Source organism: Leclercia sp. UBA5958 (assembly GCF_002430365.1).
GTDB classification, from domain to species: Bacteria; Pseudomonadota; Gammaproteobacteria; order Enterobacterales; family Enterobacteriaceae; genus Enterobacter; species Enterobacter pneumoniae.
Genome location: NZ_DJCE01000007.1, coordinates 348,555 through 365,626 on the forward strand (window position 1 = coordinate 348,555; position 17,072 = coordinate 365,626).

The following is a 17,072-nucleotide window of genomic DNA, read 5'->3' on the forward strand; positions in this document are numbered from 1 at the left end:
GTGCGATCAGGCGTTCAACCCTCCATCCACGTCCAGACCCGTTCCGGAGATCTGCCCGGCGGCGGGACTTGCCAGGAAGGTGACCGCGGCGGCGACATCCTCCGGTTGGCCATAGTGACCCAGCGCAATGAGCTGGCGCTGCGATGCGGCCTGCTCGCCATGCTCCGGGTTCATATCACTGTTTGTCGGGCCAGGATGGACAAGATTCACGGTGATGCCGCGCGGCCCTAAATCGCGCGCCAGCCCGCGGGTCAGGGAGTTGAGCGCAGATTTGGTCATTGAGTAGACGGCAATGCCCGGCTGGGCGACGCGGTTTGCCAGGCAACTGCCGATATTGATAATGCGACCGCCCTCAGACATATGGACAAGGGCTTCCTGGATGGCAATCACCACGCCGCGAATATTCACGTTGATCAGGGCGTCGATATCCGCCAGGGTCATCGATTCCAGCGGGCCGCCGCGCGCAATACCGGCATTGTTGACCAGGATATCCAGCCCACCAAGGGAACGTGCTGCCTGAGTAACGGCTTCCTGGATCGCCTGCGCGTTGGCGCTGTCGGCCTGAATTGCCTCGCTGTGCCGACCTAGCCCCTTGATCTCATCCGCCACGGCCTGCGCTTTCTCGGCGGATTTTTCGTATGTGATAATCACATCGGCGCCGGCGCGCGCCAGCGACAGTGCGATGGCACGACCCAATCCACGGCTGGCGCCGGTAACCAGCGCCTTTTTACCTGTTAAATCGATCTGCATGATGACCTCGTTGCGAGAGTGGTGATAGCCATCATTAGTTATAGTCAATCTGTGCAACTATCGGTGGAAGGATTCGACCTTCTCAAACGCCGCGCGCAGAACCGCAGGGGTTAGCGCTACCGACAGATAATGAATCGACTCTACCGGACGCAGGGTGTGGGCGATCACCTTGTCCAGCGCGGCGGTATCGTTGATATCGACGTCCAGCTCACGCAGCGTGGTAGGCGGATTGAAGCGCTGATAGGCCGCCACCAACTGTGCCAGAACATCATCCTGGCCGAGCAGGGCGCTCTGCACCAGAATACCGTAAGCCACTTTTGTGCCGTGCAGATATTTGTCTGTTTGCGGCAGCACGGTCAGCCCGTTATGCACCGCATGCGCTGCCGCGACGCGGGTATAGCGCTCGCCCAGGCCGCCCACCATCCCGCCACCCGCAATGATGGCATCAACCACATCGCGAAAACGTTGCGTCTGCTCACCGCGCGCCTGGTCCGCCAGCGCCTGTTCGCTGCTTTCCAGTAACACATCGCGGATCGCCAGGGCGCCGTTGATGCCCAGCCGCACGGTTAACGGCAGGGTTTCAGGCTGCGGGGCCAGCACCACCGCCTCGTACCATTTCGCCAGCGTGTCGCCGATGCCCGCCAGCAGATACTCCGCCGGGGCATGAAGGATAATGTCAGGCTCGACCAGCACCAGGAAGTTAGCGTCGTCGAAAATCTCAAAGTGCAGGGCGGAACCTGCGTCGTTGTACCAGACCGAGAGCGGCGTCCAGGCGGCACAGGTGGCGGCGATGGTGGGAATGGCAACCACCGGCAGACCCAGACGTCGTGCCACGGCTTTCACCGTATCCAGCAGCGCACCGCCGCCAATGCCAATCACCACGCTGCGATCGTCGCCGGACTGTTTCACAAGATCTGCAACGTCGCGCTCACTGCAGTGGCCTTTAAACAGAATCTGCTTTGCCCCCTCAGCGTTAAAACTCTCTGGCAAGAACGGGCGTGCGCCTTCGATGGCACGTTCGCCATAAATCCAGACCGCCCGGGAGAGCTGTTCTGGAGTGAAAAAGTCGTGCAGGCGTTGCAGGCTGCCGTTGTGAGAGAAGTAATTGGCCGGACCCGGAACGACGCGAATATCGGTGTTACTCATGTTGTTATCCTTTTTGCGAAATGCTAACCTGATGTTATGTCTGGACATCTGGATGGCTAATAATATTTTGCTTTATCTTATGCCTTTTCCGTCGTTGTCAGTCAACCGTAGCTGTGAAAAATTCCATAAATCATAATATTAAAGAAGGATTTAACGCCGATGGTTTCAAGTCGCCTGGAGATGCGTGGCATTAGCCTGGCCTTTGCGGGCTTTCAGGCGCTGTCGCGTGTCGATTTCACCCTGATGGGCGGCTCTGTGCATGCCCTGACGGGCGCCAACGGTGCGGGGAAGTCCACGCTGATGGCGGTGCTTTGCGGCACCCACGACCATTACGAGGGCGAAATCAGCATTAATAACCAGGCGGTGACCATTCGCGAACCCCTGGATGCCAAACGGCTGGGGATTCATCTGGTACAGCAGGAGGTAGATGTCGCGCTGATCCCGGGCTTGAGCATTGCTGAAAATATCATGCTCGATCATCTGGCGCAGCCAGGGCACCGCTTTCGTTGGCGGAGTGTGCGCCAACAGGCGGAAGCGGCGCTGGCTCAGCTGGATGTTCAACTGGACGTACGCCGCCCTATCGACAGCTGTACGCTGGCGGAAAAACAGCAAATCTTGCTGGCGCGCGCCCTCTCGCATCACTGTCGTTTCCTGATCCTGGATGAACCTACCGCTCCGCTGGATGCGCATGAAAGCGAGCGCCTCTTTAGCGTGGTGCGCCGTTTACAGCAGCAGGGGATCGGCGTGGTGTTTATCTCCCACCGCATTCATGAGCTGAAGGCGATTTGCGATACCTTAACCGTGCTGCGTGACGGCAAGCTGATTGAGACAGGCCCGATGGCGGCCCTGAGCGTCGAAGCGATCGTTGAGAAGATGCTCGGCCATGAGCTGAGCGACATTTACCCGCCCGCCCGCCCGCGCGTCAGCGACGAAACCTTGCTGCGCATTGAGGGGCTGCATGATGACGCGCTGCTAAAAGATATCTCCCTGCATCTGCGCAAAGGCGAGATTTTAGGTATCGCCGGGCTCGCGGGCGCAGGCAAAACGGAACTCTGCAAGGCGCTGTTCGGCGCCAGTAAAAGCCGGGTTGACCGCGGTGAACTGAATAACCGGGCCTGGCGCCCCCGCGATCCCGCCGATTCGGTCCTGCGCGGGCTGGCGCTGGTGCCGGAAGAGCGGCGCAAAGAGGGCATCTTTATCGATGAGCCGGTGAGCATGAACCTGGCGGTCAGCGCCGATAACACCTTCTCTCGCTGGAGTCTGTTTGGCCATCGCCAGGCATGGCGCTGGGCGGAAGAGGTGATCGCCCGTGTGGGTGTGCGAGCGCGCGGGCCAGGACAGGTGCTGCGGCGACTCTCGGGTGGCAACCAGCAGAAGGTGGCGATCGGCAAATGGTTACGTGGCAACGCGCAGGTGCTCATTTTTGACGAACCCACCAAAGGGGTGGACGTGAAAGCCAAAACCGATCTCTTCCAGCTGATTGACGGCCTGGCGCGCGAAGGCAAAGGGGTGATCTACGCCTCTGGCGAATTTGCCGAGCTGGTCGGGCTTTGTGACCGCATCTGCGTCTTATGGGATGGGCGCATCGTGGCAGAGATTGCCGGGGCCGAGGCCCGGGAAGAGACATTACTTTACTATTCAACCGGAGGAACCGCGTCGTGAGCAAGGCCCTTTCAGTGAATGCGGCGGCGTCTGGCCGTCAGCAAATATTCGATTTTCTCTACAAATGGGGCATGTTGCTGACCGTTGTCGCCTTGATTGCGATATTTGGTATCGCATCAGACAACTTCCTCGATCCCTTTAACATTATCAATATCCTACGATCTATCGCCATTGTGACGGTGATTGCCATTGGCGTCTCCATCTCCCTGACCGTGGGCGGTTTTGACTTGTCGGTAGGCTCGACGGCCTCGCTTGCCAACGCGCTGGTCATTTCGCTCTTTGTCTGGCATGGCTTCGGCACCACGGAATCGATTCTGATCACCCTGGCGCTCTGTACGCTGGTAGGGCTGTTTAACGCCTTTCTGATCGTCATCCTGCGCATTCCGGACATGCTCGCCACCCTTGCGAGCCTGTTTGTGATCCAGGGGGTAGCGATGACATACAGTTACGGCGGATCGATTACCGAAAATATGGTGCTGCCGAGCGGAGATATGGCGGAAGGGACGATTCCGGCAGCTTTTGGCTCGCTGGGGCAGGTACCCACGATCGTGATCATCATGCTGGTGGTGACCCTGGTGGCGCAGCTGGCGTTGTCACTCACGACCCACGGCCGTCGCATGTACGCCATTGGCGGCAATCCGGAAGCCGCGCGTTTATCCGGAATTCGTACGACCCGCTATAAGGTCGCTGCCTACGTCATCGCCTCATTGCTGGCCGGACTGGGGGGTATTCTGCTGGCCTCGCGCATTGGCTCGTCACAGGTGAACGCCGGAGGCGGCTATTTGATGGATGCGGTGGCGGCGGCGTGGATCGGTTTCTCACTGGCAGGCTCGGGTAAACCCAACGCACTGGGTACGCTGGTGGGGGCGGTGATCCTCGGCGTACTCTCCAACGGACTGGTGATGCTTTCGGTCCCCTATTACGCCATGGACATTATAAAAGGGCTGGTGCTGGCAGCGGCGCTGGCGATCACCTACATACAAAAACGCTAATAATTCACAACAACACAACGGGATAACAGAATGAAAAAAATGGCGCGCTCTTTGGTGGCACTGGGATTACTTGCAGCCTTACCCGGCTTTGCCGCCACGCCGGCTCCGGTTCCGGCGGCGATTGCTAACCATGACGGGCAGATCCGCATCGCGGTGATCCGTAATCTCGGTTCGGACGACAACACCACCCAGTTTGTCTCCGGTGCGATTCAGGAAGGGAAAAAGCTCGGCTTCAAAGTCAGCACCTTTTTAAGTAACGGTGACGATGCCAAATTCCAGGACTTCGTTAACCAGGCCATCAGCCAGAAATATGACGGCATTATTCTCTCCCAGGGGCGTGACCCGTACTCCACGGGGCTGGTGAAAAAAGCGGTAGATGCCGGCATAAAAGTGTCGGTGTTCGACACCGCCGTAAAGGGCGATATCCCGGGCGTGACCGTCACGCAGCAGGATGATGCCTCCCTGACCCATCTCTCCTTCGGCCAGCTGGCGAAAGATTTCAACGGCAAAGCCAATATCATTAAGCTGTGGGTCGCTGGCTTCCCGCCGATGGAGCGTCGTCAGGCGGCGTACCAGGAATTACAGAAGCAGTATCCGGGCATTAAAGAGCTCGAATCTATCGGCGCGGTCTCGTCTGACGTGCAGGGCGACACCGCCAACAAAGTCGGCGCCGTGCTGGCGAAATACCCGAAAGGGCAGATCGACGCTATCTGGGGCACCTGGGACGCCTTTAGTCAGGGAGCCTACAAAGCCCTGAAAGAGAACGGTCGCACGGAGATCAAACTCTATAGCATTGATATCTCCAACCAGGATCTGCAATTGATGCGTGAATCCGGCAGCCCGTGGAAAGTGAGCGTGGCGGTGGATCCGAAGCTGATTGGTGCTACCAACGTGCGGCTGATTGCCAACAAGATTGCCGGGGAAACCACGCCAGCAACCTATGACTTTAAAGCGGCCGCCATCCCTCAGGCGCTGCTGACGGCGCAGCCTGGGGCAGTTAACGTGGCATCGCTTGGTAAAATCATTCCAGGCTGGGGCCAGACCCAGGACTTCATCGCCCCGTGGTTTGCTACGCTCGAAGCCAAAAATAAATGAGTACGCTTCCCACGCCTGAATACAGCCGCAATATGCGGCTGATTGGCCATAGCGATCAGGGCGGCCGCCCGGACGGGGTGCAGCTGATGGTGCACCGTGGCTTTGCCTATATTGGACATATGGTGTCGCAGGGTTTTTCGATTGTGGATGTGCGCGATCCCAAAAATCCTCGCGCGGCCGGGTATGTGCCCGCACCACCCGGCACCTGGAATGTCCACCTGCAGGCGCATGACGATCTGCTGCTGGTGATCAATGCCCGGGATCTCTTTGCCGATGCCCGCTTCGCAGACGAGAAGGTCTACTACACCCGACAGGTGGGGGAGACCGTTAGTGACGTGCAGGACAAAGGCTGGAGCGCCGGGCTGCGTGTGTTTGATATTTCGACCCCTGACAAACCACGTGAAATTGGCTTTTTGTCGCTGAACGGTATCGGTATTCACCGCATCTGGTATGTGGGTGGACGCTGGGCTTATGTTTCGGCGCTGATCGACGGTTTTACCGATTACATATTTCTCACCATCGATCTGGCGGATCCGCGCAGGCCAGAGGTGGCGGGGCGCTGGTGGCTGCCGGGCATGAATCAGGCTGAAGGCGAGAAGCCAACGTGGCCGGACGGTAAGCGCTATGCGCTACACCACGCGATTATCGCCGGCGATACCGCCTACGGAAGCTGGCGCGACGGCGGGCTGACGCTACTGGATGTGAAAGACAAAACCCAGCCGAAGCTGATCAGCCATCGCAACTGGAGTCCGCCGTTTGGCGGCGGTACGCACACGGCGCTGCCGTTGCCGGACCGGGATCTGCTGGTGGTGTTGGACGAAGCGGTACTCGACAATCAGGAGGATGGTGAGAAGCTCATCTGGCTTTTTGATATCCGCGAGCCGTCGAACCCGGTCAGTATTGCCACCTTCCCGCAGCCGGATGAGAGAGATTACGTAGCGAAAGGGGCGCACTTCGGTCCACACAACCTGCACGAGAACCGGCCTGGTAGCTTTGTTAGCTCGACGCTGATTTTTGCCACCTACCAGAACGCTGGTGTGCGCGCGTACGATATCTCGAATCCGTATCGTCCGGTGGAGACCGGGGCGCTGGTTCCGGCGGCGCCTGAGAGGATGATGGATACACGACCGAATCGCCCGCAGGTGATCCAGTCGTGTGATGTGTTTGTGGACGCGCAGGGGATTATCTACAGCACCGATTATAACGGTGGGCTGTCGGTGATTGAGTATTTGGGGTAAGTGCGGGTTGCTGCCCTCACCCCGGCCCTCTCCCACAGGGAGAGGGAGAAAATACCGGCCTCTCTTCTACAGGGAGAGGGAGAACTCAGCTGTACTGGCGCACCCGCGCCACCAGCTCTTCCGCGCTGTCGATGCGATCGGCAATCACAATCAGCGCTTTACCTAACTGAATGGCATGGCGCAGGCATTCATGGCGCATCGCCTCATCCTGAATGGTGTCGATATCCGCCACGTGCGACAGGCCGACACTACGGCGAATCAGCTCGGTGCCGCAGAAGCCAATGGCATCCTTCCAGACCTTTTTCAGAAATTCCGACGCATAGCCAGGTTCACGCAGGGCGGCATCGCGGGTTTTTTCGCTTGCCAGCGCCTGGAAACGCTCTGCGAAGGTATTCCACAGTGTCTGAATATCCCTCAGACGCTGTTCGCGGGCGGCGGCGGCATCGCGAATGCCCAGATGCCCCGGCAGGCCGCAGAAGTTAAGCAACAGGTTGCCGATGGCGGTGCCCACGTCAAAACCGATTGGACCAAAGTAGCCAAACTCGGCATCGATTGCCTTCAGGCTCTCTTCGGCGACAAAAATCGAGCCGCTGTGAATATCCCCATGCAGCAGCGCTTCGGCCTGCGAGAAGAAGCGGTGTTTCAGGGAGGCTACGGCAATTTTTAGCTGTCCATCGTTACGCAGGGCGGCAACATCATTTTCCAGCTCAGCCGGATAGTTGTTGCGCTCGTGCACCTGATACGGATCGTTAAAGAACAGATCTTCAGTAATCTCGCACATTTCCGGGTTGATGAATTTCGCCACCTGCGCTTTTTTATCGTGCGGGTGGAGGTAGAAATCGCTGGTATGGAACAGGGTATGCGCCAGGTACTCCCCAAGCTGGCGTGCGGCTTGCGGGTAGTCCACATTTTTTATCAATTCACCGCGCCAGATGCGGTGGCTGGAGAGATCTTCCATGACCATCACCGCCAGTTGCGGATCGTAATGGTGAATCTTTACCGTGTGCTGCGGGCTATGTTGATAGTGGGCAACCAGGGTTTCTGCCTCAAGACGCGCGCGATCCAGGGTTAATGGCCAGGATTCGCCCACGCAGCGTACGTATGGAAGCGCCTGTTTCACGATGATGCGACTGACGCCCTCGGTATCAAAAATTTTAAAGACCAGATTGAGATTGCCGTCGCCCACCTCTTTCGCCTCCACCAGCGATGACGGGTTATCGAGGCCGCCAAACTGTTGTGCGTACGCCACGGCGTCCTGAGCGGTAAAGGTACGGTATTGCGACATTGCCTGTTCCTCACTGATTCTGGTAATTAAGACATTTAGACGTCTATACATCTGAATTTTATCCTGACACAATGTTATACAACAACGCAACAGAGAATTAACGACATGCAGACATTACAGACGACCAGCCTGCGGGTGGTGGAAAATCAGTTATTTATTCTCGATCAACAGGCGCTTCCGCAGGAGAAACGCTGGCTGGATGCCTCCAGCGTAGAGGCGCTGGTCGGCCATATTCATGCCTTACGCGTACGCGGCGCGCCGCTGATTGGTCTGTCAGCCAGCCTGCTGTTGGCCCTGCTGGCCGAAGCGGGTAAAAACCGCGACGAGCTGGCGCAGGCGCTTGAGACGCTGCGCGCCTCGCGACCAACGGCGGTGAACCTGATGAATAATCTGGATCGCATGAAGCAGGCGTTGCAGCAGGAGAATTTTGTGCCAGCGCTGGTGACCGAAGCGTTACGCCTGATCGACGAAGATAAACAGCTGTGCGACGCCATTGCCCGCGCAGGCAGTCAGCTTGTGAAGCCGGGCAGTCGCCTGTTGACCCACTGTAATACCGGCGGGTTGGCAACGGCAGGCGTAGGCACGGCGCTGGGCGTGATTGCGCTGGCGCACCAGCAGGGCAATGTACGTAACGTCTGGGTGGATGAGACCCGTCCATTATTGCAGGGCGGCAGACTGACGGCGTGGGAACTGGGTGAATTAGGGGTGCCTTACCAACTGATCACCGATTCAATGGCCGCCAGTCTGATGGCGAAAGGGCAGGTGGATGCCGTCTGGGTGGGGGCTGACCGCATTGCCGCCAATGGCGACGTGGCGAATAAAATCGGCACTTACTCTCTGGCGGTACTGGCGAAGTTTCATGGGATTCCATTTTACGTTGCCGCGCCGCAAACGACGCTGGATCCGCACTGCCCAAACGGCGACGCGATCCCGATTGAACAGCGCGCCGCCAGCGAAGTCATGGGCGTGGCGGGAAGTTTTGGCGCAGTCCAGTGGGCCCCCGCGGATGCGCAGGTTTACAACCCGGCGTTTGACGTGACGCCAGCAGCCTTGATAAGCGGTTGGGTGCTGGATACGGGCGTGGTTACGCCGCAGCAGGTGGCAGAAGGGAAATTTTCCTGAGTCTTCGAAGGAACTGAAGCGGTAGTGCTTTTAGACCCCCTCTCCCCGGAAGGAAGAGGGGGAGATATCATGCGAGGCGTGGATAGCCGTCAGCAATCGCATCGCCCGTAAACTGTGCGATCCAGCCTTCGGGATTATCGAAAATACGAATGGCGGTAAAGTTCGGCTCCGAACCCATATCAAACCAGTGCGGCGTGCCGGCAGGCACCGAGATAAGATCGTTTTTCTCACACAACACCTGATACACCTGATCCCCGATGTGCAGGCAGAACAGCCCTGCGCCCTCGACGAAGAAACGCACTTCGTCTTCGCCATGGGTGTGTTCGTTGAGGAACTTCGCGCGCAGCGCCTCTTTTTGCGGGTTGTCGGCGCGCAGGCTGATCACATCCCAGCTCTGATAGCCTTTCTCTGCCACCAGTTTATCGATCGCATGCTGGTAGGCGTTGATCACCGCCTCCGGTGCCGGATCCTGGCCTAAATCACGATCCGCCGCCCAGCGTTCAAACCGCACACCTTTGGCGTTGAGCTGTTCGGCAATTTCGGCGGCATCGGTGCTGTGCCACTGCGGCTGGCTGGCGTCTTTATCAGAATAAATCGTTAATGCGCTCATGAAGGGATCTGCTCCGGGTTAATGTCGTCAAACTGGTGCACCTGATGGTGATGGCTCGCGCCGTCGTCATCGCCGCGAATCAGTTGCAGGGTGCGAAAACCGGCCTGCTCAGCGGCGTCCAGCTCCTGATGTATATCGGACAGGAAAAGGATTTGCGACGGTGCAACGCTAATCTGCGCCGCGATGTTCTGATAAGACTGAACGTCGCGCTTAGCGCCCACATGGGTATCAAAATAGCCGCTGAAGAGATGCGTAATATCACCCTCATCGCTGTAGCCAAATAACAGTTTTTGCGCAGCAACAGAGCCTGAGGAATAGACATAGAGATCAATACCCTGAGCTTTCCATTTCTCCAGTGACGGCAGCACGTCGGGGTAGAGGTGGCCGGTAAAATCACCGTTAATGTAACCGTCGTGCCAGATGATCCCTTGCAACGCTTTTAACGCAGTGGATTTGCGGTCTTCATCCATAAACTGCAACAGCGCGTCCGTTAGCTCGCTGGCGCTGGCCTGCGGTGCGCCGATTTCATCGCGTAGATTATCCAGAATGGATTTCACCGGCTCGGCGTATTGCTGGGCTGCGACAAACGCTGTCAGCCGCTCACGCGCGTAGGGGAATAACACATTATGGACAAAACGAATATCAGTGGTCGTTCCTTCAATATCCGTCACAATCGCGCGAATCATACTCTCTCCAGTTGGCGTAAACGCATTTCACATTCAAATAAGAATTCAAGACCTTCCAGGTGACGACGGGCCTCAGCCACGTCGCGTCCCCAGCAGGTTAAGCCATGGCCGCGCAGAAGAAAACCATAATTAAGAGGGCGCTCTTGTGCGTAGTGGGCGATTCGCGAGGCGAGGGCATCAATATCCTGATCGTTATCGAATACGGCGATGGCCAGCGTATCCAGATGCGTGGTCTGGCCGGTCAGGGATTTCTGCATTTCAAAACCGCTGATCTTCAGTTCTGCCGTTTTGACGAGACGTGACAGCACGGTGGCATTCACCGTATGGACATGTAGCACGGCGTTGGCATCAGGAAACAGACGGTAGATTAAGGTATGCAGACCTGTTTCCGCCGACGGCTTACGCCCGGAAGGGGCACGGTTCGTCGCGATCTCTACTTGCAGAAAGTCTTGTTCGGTCAGGCTGCCTTTATCTTTGCCCGATTCGCTAAGCCAGCAAAACTGCGCGTCCTGACGGACAGACATATTGCCACCCGTGGCAGGCGCCCAGCCTTTGGCGCCAATCCAGCGGCAGGCGTCGACCAGTTGAGTAAGTTGCAGGTTTTCTGTCATGTCCGTTCTACCTCTGTCTGTCAGTCAGGAAGCGTTATCTTATATAGACGTCTAAGCGTCTTGATTGCTAAAGACTAACATCGTGTTATAGTGGCAGCAACATAAGTATTACAAGCAGGCATAACACAATGAACGATAAACCATTGATTCCAGAGAGCAAACTCCCCAATCTTGGCACCACCATCTTCACGCAAATGAGCGCTCTGGCTCAGCAGCACAACGCCATTAATCTTTCGCAGGGGTTTCCGGATTTCGATGGCCCGGGCTATTTGCAGGCTCGGCTGGCGCATCACGTTGCCGCCGGCGCAAATCAATATGCGCCGATGACCGGCGTTCAGCCTCTGCGCGAAGCCATTGCCGATAAAACGGCTGAGCTCTACGGCTACACACCAGATGCGAATACAGAAGTGACGGTTACCGCCGGCGCGACCGAAGCGTTATATGCGGCCATTACTGCGCTGGTACGCGCCGGTGATGAGGTGATCTGCTTTGACCCGAGCTACGACAGCTACGCGCCCGCGATTGAACTGGCTGGTGGGGTCGTGAAACGCATTGCGCTGCAGCCGCCACACTTTCGCCCGGACTGGCAGGCCTTTGCTGCCCTGTTGAGTGACAAAACACGTTTAGTGATCCTGAATACGCCGCATAATCCGTCAGCCACGGTATGGCGCAAGGCCGATTTCGCCGCCCTGTGGCAGGCGATCGCCGACCATGAAATCTACGTGCTGAGCGATGAAGTCTATGAGCATATCTGCTTCGCCGAAGAGGGGCATGCCAGCGTGTTAAGCCATCCGCAGCTGCGCCAGCGCGCCATTGCGGTATCGTCCTTTGGCAAAACCTATCATATGACCGGCTGGAAAGTAGGTTACTGTGTGGCGCCGGCGGCCATCACCGCCGAGTTGCGCAAGGTGCATCAGTACCTGACCTTTTCGGTTAATACCCCGGCTCAGTTGGCGCTGGCGGATATGTTGCGCGCCGAACCGGGTCATTATCGCGAGTTACCGGCGTTTTACCGGACGCGCCGGGACTGTTTTGTTGACGCCCTCGGCAATAGCCGCCTGAAGCTATTGCCCTGCGAGGGTACCTATTTCTTGCTCGCTGACTATAGCGCCATCTCCGATCTCGATGATGTGAGTTTCTGTCAGTGGCTGACAAAAGAGGTGGGCGTGGCCGCCATTCCGCTCTCAGTATTTTGTGCCGGGCCCTTCCCACATAAGCTTATTCGGCTCTGTTTTGCCAAGCAGGAGTCAACGCTTCTGGCCGCCGCAGAACGATTAAATACGTTGTGAAACGCAGATAAAATAATGCGATTCTGATCCCGGTGTAATACCCGATCAGAATCGATTATTTTTATGGGCTAATTTGCGCAATAAAATGGGAGAAGCTGTTGCTGTTCAATGCGGAACGGTTATACATCATATGTATTTTCATTCGCGGCAGCTCAAAATCAGCATTGATCGCTCTCAATTCAAGAAAATCGGCATATCGCTGGAAAACAATTTCCGGGGCGATGCCAATCATATCCGAAGTGCTAACCATAGAGAGTATTGTCATATAGGAGTCGCTACGAAAAGCGACATTGCGATCCGGGAGCGCTTCCGCAATGGTTGACTGGAAGTTTTTAACTCCTGGCTCCTCGCTTAAAAAGGCGGTGAATTTCTCCAGCAGCAAGCTTTCGCGATCCGGGGCCTCTCCAATACGCGGATGATCTTTTCGGCAAAACAGAACGAAGGGTATCTCTCTGAAATCGGTACAGGTAATCGACCGGTTTTGTAATGGCGTGAAGGAGAAGATCAGGTCGGCTTTTCGGTAGGCCAGTAAATCTTCAGCCGACTCACGCGTCACCATCATGTCATGCAGTTCAATTTCATAATTATGTTCGCCTATCAGCAGCTTTAGCGGCTCCATAATCACTTTAGTGGTAATTATTTGCGGACAGTAGATGATGAAGTTTTTCTTCAACTTACTGTTGTGCATGATATTAATGGTCTGCTCCAGCTGGTTAAGATTCTGTTCCAGATGGATATGCAAATTGGTGCCAACCGTCGTGGGCGTAATACCTTTACCCGAGCGAATAAAAAGCGGATCGTTGAGTTGATTGCGCAACCGCTGTAATGACTGACTGACCGCCGAAGGGGTAATAAAAAGCGTTTCTGCCGCTTTGCTTATACTCAGATGCTGATAAATGCACTCAAATATCACCAGCAGGTTAAGGTCAAATTTCTTCAGATCATAAAGGTTAGCCATGTTTCTTCCTGATGTAGCTGTGCCGATAGCGCTTTTCGTATAAATGATAGCTATAGATTTAATTTAGCCATTTACAATCCATTTCAATGACTAGCTTAATTACGTTTGAACGTGAACTAAATATATCATGCCTGTGGATTTATTCGAGACGAAGATTTTTATTAAATTATCCACGAAAGGGGTGGTGGCGGAGAGAAATGGCCGCCACCGGGTAACATTATTGTTTACCCATCATCATATCCAATTGTTCTTTTTCGGGCAGCCCGGTCACTTGTTGTAATTCGTTGTCGCTGTTCATGTAATAAATGGCGGGGGTGGCGTTTGCTCCGAGGGCATCCATAATGGCCTCGTGATGCTTCAGCGTTTTAAGGTGTTCAGCAGAGGGGGAAGAGGGGACATCTAACGACAATTTGCCGCCTGAGCTTTCATACTCATGCCAGACTTTGGCCGGATCTTTCGCCGCCAGAATGGCCGCAGCGGTGGCTTTGCTCTCGGGTTTGATGACGCCTACCAGCAACGTACGAAGTTGTACTTTTCCTGCCTTTACCCAGGGCTGCGCTTGCTGCCAGAACTGTTTGCAGTAAGGGCAGAACGGATCGGCGAAGACATAGATAACGCGCGGTGCCGCTTTATCCCCCTCCAGGAGCCATTGTGCTTTCTCCATGCGCTGCCACAGCTCGCGGCCGGCGGGCGCATAGATCTCTTTCTGAATCACCTTTTCGCTAAGGTTGGTTCCTTTATCATCGTACATGTACCCGGATATAGCATGCTTGCCGTCTGGGGTCAGGTAGATGGTGACCCCCATATCCTGATATTTGCCCAGCCAACCCTTAACACCGCCGGGTGCCTCGAAGGGTTTGATAATGGTGATACCCTGTTTTTCAATAGCTTTAACAGGGGCGGGCAACTCCTCAGCCTGCACCAGAGCGGGAATGAGAGAGAGTAAAAGGGTACGTTTCAACATAAAAATCCTTATATATCAGAGGCCAGGCATCTGATTCGACAAAACCTATCGCAACCATAGGCACAAGTGCGGTGCCGGGTAATTGTCCTTTATCATACAGGATGGTGTAATCCATAGCGCTGTTACGACCTTGCTAAAGGTAATGTAGAGCGCAACACATCGCCAGCTTCGGCTGGCACTGAAGTTACCCACGGGTATTTCAGGTATCAGGGCCGCCCGTAAAGGCGGCCTTTTTACGTTTAAGGGTTGATAACCGGTTTCATGTGGGTTGTTAGGTATGGCTGATTGATTTGATAACGCCTACCCATTAGCCCCGATGAGCAAAGTTGGTTACCTTACACCTCAACGAAAACACGGAGGAAGTACAGATGTCTTTGATTAACACTAAAATTAAACCTTTCAAAAACCAGGCGTTCAAAAACGGTGAGTTCATTGAAGTAACCGAGAAAGATACCGAAGGTCGCTGGAGCGTCTTCTTCTTCTACCCGGCTGACTTTACTTTCGTTTGCCCGACCGAACTGGGCGACGTTGCAGACCACTATGAAGAGCTGCAGAAACTGGGCGTGGATGTTTACTCTGTCTCTACTGACACCCACTTCACCCACAAAGCATGGCACGGTAGCTCTGAAACCATCGCGAAAATCAAATACGCGATGATCGGTGACCCGACTGGCGCCCTGACCCGTAACTTCGACAACATGCGTGAAGACGAAGGCCTGGCAGATCGTGCAACCTTCGTTGTTGACCCGCAGGGCATCATCCAGGCAATCGAAGTTACCGCTGAAGGTATCGGCCGTGATGCGTCTGACCTGCTGCGTAAAGTGAAAGCGGCTCAGTACGTTGCTTCTCACCCAGGCGAAGTATGCCCGGCGAAATGGAAAGAAGGCGAAGCGACCCTGGCTCCATCTTTAGATCTGGTTGGTAAAATCTAAGTTTTACTACCCGTTCATCAATGGGCGCGCCCGCGCCCATTTATTTCAGCACCATGATGCAAGTTGCATTCAGGCGGCCCAAATAAGGCGGCTTGCATGATGACGTTTTAAGAGAGGGAAGAACAATGCTCGACACAAATATGAAAACCCAGCTCAAGGCTTACCTTGAAAAACTGACCAAACCTGTTGAGCTGATTGCCACGCTGGATGACAGCGCTAAATCGGCAGAGATCAAGGAACTGCTGGCAGAGATTGCCGAACTGTCACCGAAAGTGACCTTTAAGGAAGATAACGCGCTGCCAGTGCGTAAGCCCTCTTTCCTGATTACTAACCCTGGCTCTGTGCAGGGACCGCGCTTCGCCGGTTCTCCGCTGGGCCACGAATTTACCTCCCTGGTACTGGCGTTGCTGTGGACCGGTGGGCATCCGTCCAAAGAGGCGCAGGCGCTGCTGGAGCAGATCCGCGATATCGACGGTGATTTCGAGTTCGAAACCTATTACTCGCTCTCTTGCCATAACTGCCCTGACGTTGTGCAGGCGCTGAACCTGATGTCGGTGCTGAATCCGCGTATCAAACACACGGCTATCGACGGCGGCGTGTATCAGAATGAGATCACCGAACGTAACGTAATGGGCGTTCCCGCGGTCTTTATGAACGGTAAAGAGTTTGGTCAGGGCCGTATGACGCTGGCTGAAATCGTGGCGAAAGTGGATACCGGCGCGGAAAAACGCGCAGCAGACGAGCTGAACAAACGCGATGCTTACGACGTACTGATCGTGGGCTCTGGCCCGGCAGGTGCGGCGGCGGCGGTCTACTCGGCACGTAAAGGTATTCGTACCGGTCTGATGGGCGAGCGTTTTGGCGGCCAGGTGCTCGACACCGTGGATATTGAAAACTATATCTCTGTGCCGAAAACCGAAGGCCAGAAGCTGGCCGGTGCCCTGAAGGCGCACGTTAGCGATTACGAAGTGGACGTGATTGACAGCCAGAGCGCCAGCAAACTGGTTCCGGCAGCGGTAGAAGGCGGGTTACACCAGATTGAAACCGCCTCCGGCGCGGTGCTGAAAGCACGCAGCATCATCATTGCAACCGGTGCCAAATGGCGCAACATGAACGTGCCGGGTGAAGATCACTATCGCACCAAAGGCGTGACCTATTGCCCACACTGCGACGGCCCGCTGTTTAAAGGTAAACGCGTGGCGGTGATCGGCGGCGGTAACTCCGGCGTGGAAGCGGCTATCGACCTGGCGGGTATCGTTGAACACGTTACGCTGCTGGAGTTTGCCCCTGAAATGAAAGCGGACCAGGTCCTGCAGGATAAAGTGCGTAGCCTGAAAAACGTCGATATCGTTCTGAATGCGCAGACGACGGAAGTGAAGGGCGACGGTAGTAAAGTGACAGGTCTGGAATACCGCGACCGCGTGAGCGGTGATGTGCACGGCGTACAGCTGTCGGGGATCTTCGTGCAGATTGGGCTGTTGCCAAACACTAACTGGCTGGAAGGCGCCATTGAGCGTAATCGCATGGGCGAAATCATCATTGACGCGAAATGCGAAACCAGCGTGAAAGGCGTGTTCGCAGCGGGCGACTGCACCACCGTACCGTACAAACAGATCATCATCGCTACCGGCGAAGGGGCGAAGGCGTCACTGAGTTCCTTTGATTATCTGATTCGCACCAGGACGGCATAAAAAAAAGTAAGACTACACCTGCAAAGTGAAGAGGCTACCCC

Annotated in this window: 16 protein-coding genes; 8 read left to right on the top strand and 8 right to left on the bottom strand. The window is 55.7% G+C overall.

Features of this window, described 5'->3' with window-relative positions; genetic code table 11:
* Window positions 1-6: 6 nt before the first annotated feature.
* Both B2Q93_RS11050 and B2Q93_RS11055 read right to left on the bottom strand, forming a co-directional pair.
* The gene (locus tag B2Q93_RS11050) at window positions 7-750 is read right to left on the bottom strand and encodes an SDR family NAD(P)-dependent oxidoreductase (RefSeq protein WP_046884319.1); all 744 of its coding nucleotides are present in this window, start codon (window positions 748-750) and stop codon (window positions 7-9) included.
* A gap of 57 nt (window positions 751-807) precedes the next feature.
* The gene (locus B2Q93_RS11055) at window positions 808-1,896 is read right to left on the bottom strand and encodes an oxidoreductase (protein WP_286932992.1); all 1,089 of its coding nucleotides are present in this window, start codon (window positions 1,894-1,896) and stop codon (window positions 808-810) included.
* A gap of 159 nt (window positions 1,897-2,055) precedes the next feature.
* Between B2Q93_RS11055 and B2Q93_RS11060 the strand changes: the two genes are divergently transcribed.
* The 4 genes from B2Q93_RS11060 to B2Q93_RS11075 are packed head-to-tail and all read left to right on the top strand — an operon-like array spanning window position 2,056 to window position 6,883.
* Entirely contained in the window at window positions 2,056-3,558 is a 1,503-nt protein-coding gene (locus B2Q93_RS11060) for a sugar ABC transporter ATP-binding protein (protein ID WP_286932995.1), read from the top strand.
* The gene (locus tag B2Q93_RS11065) at window positions 3,555-4,550 is read left to right on the top strand and encodes an ABC transporter permease (protein ID WP_046884316.1); all 996 of its coding nucleotides are present in this window, start codon (window positions 3,555-3,557) and stop codon (window positions 4,548-4,550) included. Before B2Q93_RS11060 ends, B2Q93_RS11065 begins: the two co-directional genes overlap by 4 nt.
* Window positions 4,551-4,580: 30 nt before the next feature.
* Window positions 4,581-5,645, top strand: a complete 1,065-nt coding sequence (locus B2Q93_RS11070; protein WP_286932997.1) for a sugar ABC transporter substrate-binding protein — start codon at window positions 4,581-4,583, stop codon at window positions 5,643-5,645.
* Window positions 5,642-6,883 carry an LVIVD repeat-containing protein gene (locus B2Q93_RS11075; RefSeq protein ID WP_286809713.1) on the top strand — a complete coding sequence of 414 codons (1,242 nt, stop codon included), beginning with the start codon at window positions 5,642-5,644 and terminating at the stop codon, window positions 6,881-6,883. The genes B2Q93_RS11070 and B2Q93_RS11075 overlap by 4 nt, the downstream gene beginning before the upstream one ends.
* 85 nt (window positions 6,884-6,968) lie before the next feature.
* Here the strand turns inward: B2Q93_RS11075 and mtnK are convergent, their stop codons facing one another.
* Window positions 6,969-8,168 carry an S-methyl-5-thioribose kinase gene (gene mtnK, locus B2Q93_RS11080; RefSeq protein WP_046884314.1) on the bottom strand — a complete coding sequence of 400 codons (1,200 nt, stop codon included), beginning with the start codon at window positions 8,166-8,168 and terminating at the stop codon, window positions 6,969-6,971.
* Window positions 8,169-8,273: 105 nt separating this feature from the next.
* On the opposite strand from mtnK, the gene mtnA reads away from it, so the two are divergent.
* A complete protein-coding gene (mtnA, locus tag B2Q93_RS11085) occupies window positions 8,274-9,290 on the top strand; it encodes an S-methyl-5-thioribose-1-phosphate isomerase (RefSeq protein ID WP_286933000.1) in 1,017 nt (338 codons plus the stop codon).
* A gap of 67 nt (window positions 9,291-9,357) precedes the next feature.
* Here mtnA and B2Q93_RS11090 read toward each other — a convergent pair whose 3' ends face one another.
* From B2Q93_RS11090 to B2Q93_RS11100, 3 genes are read right to left on the bottom strand one after another with little or no spacing between them, the layout of a single operon-like run.
* Window positions 9,358-9,900, bottom strand: a complete 543-nt coding sequence (locus tag B2Q93_RS11090) for a 1,2-dihydroxy-3-keto-5-methylthiopentene dioxygenase (RefSeq protein ID WP_286809710.1) — start codon at window positions 9,898-9,900, stop codon at window positions 9,358-9,360.
* Complete coding sequence (gene mtnC / locus B2Q93_RS11095; RefSeq protein WP_286933004.1) at window positions 9,897-10,586, bottom strand: acireductone synthase; 690 nt, start codon at window positions 10,584-10,586, stop codon at window positions 9,897-9,899. The genes B2Q93_RS11090 and mtnC overlap by 4 nt, the downstream gene beginning before the upstream one ends.
* Window positions 10,583-11,197 (bottom strand): methylthioribulose 1-phosphate dehydratase, encoded by a 615-nt coding sequence (locus B2Q93_RS11100; RefSeq protein WP_046884311.1) that lies wholly within the window; start codon window positions 11,195-11,197, stop codon window positions 10,583-10,585. The genes mtnC and B2Q93_RS11100 overlap by 4 nt, the downstream gene beginning before the upstream one ends.
* A gap of 128 nt (window positions 11,198-11,325) precedes the next feature.
* On the opposite strand from B2Q93_RS11100, the gene B2Q93_RS11105 reads away from it, so the two are divergent.
* Entirely contained in the window at window positions 11,326-12,486 is a 1,161-nt protein-coding gene (locus tag B2Q93_RS11105; RefSeq protein WP_286933007.1) for a pyridoxal phosphate-dependent aminotransferase, read from the top strand.
* 61 nt (window positions 12,487-12,547) lie between these two features.
* Here the strand turns inward: B2Q93_RS11105 and citR are convergent, their stop codons facing one another.
* The gene (gene citR / locus B2Q93_RS11110) at window positions 12,548-13,444 is read right to left on the bottom strand and encodes a DNA-binding transcriptional repressor CitR (protein ID WP_286933010.1); all 897 of its coding nucleotides are present in this window, start codon (window positions 13,442-13,444) and stop codon (window positions 12,548-12,550) included.
* A 217-nt stretch (window positions 13,445-13,661) separates the two neighbouring features.
* Entirely contained in the window at window positions 13,662-14,408 is a 747-nt protein-coding gene (gene dsbG, locus B2Q93_RS11115) for a thiol:disulfide interchange protein DsbG (protein ID WP_286933013.1), read from the bottom strand.
* A gap of 368 nt (window positions 14,409-14,776) precedes the next feature.
* Here dsbG and ahpC point away from each other — a divergent pair, with 368 nt between their 5' ends.
* Complete coding sequence (ahpC, locus tag B2Q93_RS11120) at window positions 14,777-15,340, top strand: alkyl hydroperoxide reductase subunit C (RefSeq protein WP_006818993.1); 564 nt, start codon at window positions 14,777-14,779, stop codon at window positions 15,338-15,340.
* A gap of 125 nt (window positions 15,341-15,465) precedes the next feature.
* Entirely contained in the window at window positions 15,466-17,031 is a 1,566-nt protein-coding gene (ahpF, locus tag B2Q93_RS11125) for an alkyl hydroperoxide reductase subunit F (RefSeq protein ID WP_046884307.1), read from the top strand.
* The last annotated feature ends 41 nt before the right edge of the window (window positions 17,032-17,072 follow it).

Excerpts from the sequence above, each read along its gene's own strand:
- B2Q93_RS11050 (WP_046884319.1), bottom strand. The coding sequence starts at position 750 with ATGCAGATCGATTTAACAGGTAAAAAGGCGCTGGTTACCGGCGCCAGC.
- B2Q93_RS11055 (WP_286932992.1), bottom strand. The coding sequence starts at position 1,896 with ATGAGTAACACCGATATTCGCGTCGTTCCGGGTCCGGCCAATTACTTC.
- B2Q93_RS11060 (WP_286932995.1), top strand. The coding sequence starts at position 2,056 with ATGGTTTCAAGTCGCCTGGAGATGCGTGGCATTAGCCTGGCCTTTGCG.
- B2Q93_RS11070 (WP_286932997.1), top strand. The coding sequence starts at position 4,581 with ATGAAAAAAATGGCGCGCTCTTTGGTGGCACTGGGATTACTTGCAGCC.
- B2Q93_RS11075 (WP_286809713.1), top strand. The coding sequence starts at position 5,642 with ATGAGTACGCTTCCCACGCCTGAATACAGCCGCAATATGCGGCTGATT.
- mtnK (WP_046884314.1), bottom strand. The coding sequence starts at position 8,168 with ATGTCGCAATACCGTACCTTTACCGCTCAGGACGCCGTGGCGTACGCA.
- mtnA (WP_286933000.1), top strand. The coding sequence starts at position 8,274 with ATGCAGACATTACAGACGACCAGCCTGCGGGTGGTGGAAAATCAGTTA.
- B2Q93_RS11090 (WP_286809710.1), bottom strand. The coding sequence starts at position 9,900 with ATGAGCGCATTAACGATTTATTCTGATAAAGACGCCAGCCAGCCGCAG.
- mtnC (WP_286933004.1), bottom strand. The coding sequence starts at position 10,586 with ATGATTCGCGCGATTGTGACGGATATTGAAGGAACGACCACTGATATT.
- B2Q93_RS11100 (WP_046884311.1), bottom strand. The coding sequence starts at position 11,197 with ATGACAGAAAACCTGCAACTTACTCAACTGGTCGACGCCTGCCGCTGG.
- B2Q93_RS11105 (WP_286933007.1), top strand. The coding sequence starts at position 11,326 with ATGAACGATAAACCATTGATTCCAGAGAGCAAACTCCCCAATCTTGGC.
- citR (WP_286933010.1), bottom strand. The coding sequence starts at position 13,444 with ATGGCTAACCTTTATGATCTGAAGAAATTTGACCTTAACCTGCTGGTG.
- dsbG (WP_286933013.1), bottom strand. The coding sequence starts at position 14,408 with ATGTTGAAACGTACCCTTTTACTCTCTCTCATTCCCGCTCTGGTGCAG.
- ahpC (WP_006818993.1), top strand. The coding sequence starts at position 14,777 with ATGTCTTTGATTAACACTAAAATTAAACCTTTCAAAAACCAGGCGTTC.
- ahpF (WP_046884307.1), top strand. The coding sequence starts at position 15,466 with ATGCTCGACACAAATATGAAAACCCAGCTCAAGGCTTACCTTGAAAAA.